The organism is Catellatospora paridis (assembly GCF_009720365.1).
Lineage (GTDB): Bacteria > Actinomycetota > Actinomycetes > Mycobacteriales > Micromonosporaceae > Catellatospora > Catellatospora paridis.
This window is the reverse complement of sequence record NZ_WBZD01000060.1, coordinates 1-1,346: the sequence shown is the minus strand read 5'-3', so window position 1 is coordinate 1,346 and position 1,346 is coordinate 1. Positions and strand designations below refer to the sequence as shown.

2 protein-coding genes are annotated in these 1,346 nt (G+C 70.9%); both read right to left on the bottom strand.

The genetic code is table 11. The annotated features are described in order from the left end of the window. Window positions 1-956: ABC transporter ATP-binding protein (locus tag F9C41_RS40520; protein WP_155392162.1), on the bottom strand; the 956-nt coding region annotated here is incomplete at its 3' end. Next, window positions 956-1,346 (bottom strand): FtsX-like permease family protein (locus F9C41_RS40515; protein WP_155392161.1); only part of this gene is annotated, 391 nt, incomplete at its 5' end. The genes F9C41_RS40515 and F9C41_RS40520, both read right to left, overlap by 1 nt.

Sequence of the window (1,346 nt, the reverse complement as noted above, 5' to 3'; positions counted from 1 at the left end):
CCACGGCGCACCTCCACATGGTCGGACTCCAGGTTCAGCTTCACCCGGTCCTTGAGTTCCAGTTCCTGCACGAACGACGACGGCAGCTGCATCCGGCCCGCCCGGTCCAGCACCGCGTACTCCTCGCTGACCAGCTCCGTGCCGCCGTCGGCGGTGACCCGCGCACTGCGGCGCACCTCCGAGGCCAGCCGCCCGTCACGGATGGCCACGGTACGCCGGACCTGCGTGGACACGTTCGGGTCGTGGGTCACCACCACCACCGTCACACCCAGCTCGGCGTTGATCGTCTGCAACGCGGTGAACACCGCCGCCGCGGTCGACTCGTCCAGCTCACCGGTCGGTTCGTCGGCGAACAGCACCTCCGGGTCGTTGGCCACCGCCAGGGCGACCGCGACGCGCTGCTGCTCGCCGCCGGACATCTGATCCGGCCGCCGGTCCGCGCAGTAGCCGACGCCGACCATCTCGAGCAGCTCGTAGGCCCGCTGCCGGGCCGCGCGGCCCGACCGCGTGCCCGCCAGCTTCATCGGCGTGATCACGTTCTCCAGCGCGGTCAGATACGGCAGCAGGTTGCGGCCGGTCTGCTGCCACACGAACCCGACCATGCGCCGCCGGTACGACAACCGCCGCCCGGCCTTCATCGTCAGCAGGTCGTACTCACCCACCCGGGCGATGCCCGCGGTCGGCACGTCGAGCCCGGACAGGATGTTGAGCAGCGTCGACTTGCCCGACCCGGACGCACCGACGATGGCCAGCAGCTCGCCGCGGTCCACCACCAAGTCGAGGCCCTGCAGGGCGACCACCTCGACACCCTCGGTCTTGTAGATGCGCACCAGCCCGTCACAGACCAGATGCCCGCGCAGGCGGTCCGCACCACCGGCCCGGTCCGCGGCCCGCTGCGCGGCACGTGCCTGCAGCGTGGCCAGATCCGGCGGGGTCATCTCATTCGTCGTCGACATCAGCTCTCTCCCGCGTCGAAGGAACCAAGCCGCAGCACCTCACCGAGGCGCAACCGGCGGTTGAACAGGGTCTCCACCGCAAGCGCGGTCAACATACCCACCAGCACCAGCACCAGCGAGGCACCGATGACCAGCGGGTCGAACGTGACACCCACCGTCAGGCCGTCGGTGAACGTCGACAGCCCCAGCGCCGGGGCGATCAAATGAGGCACGGCCATCCCGACCACCGCACCGGTCAGCACCGCCACCGCCACCACCGGCATCAACTCCACCAGCAGCAGGCGGCGGCCCTGACCACGGGACAGGCCCATCGTCCGCAGCCGCGACAGCACCGTGCCCCGACCCCGAGCCCCGGCCACCACCGCGAAGGCGATCGCCAGCAGCGCCAGC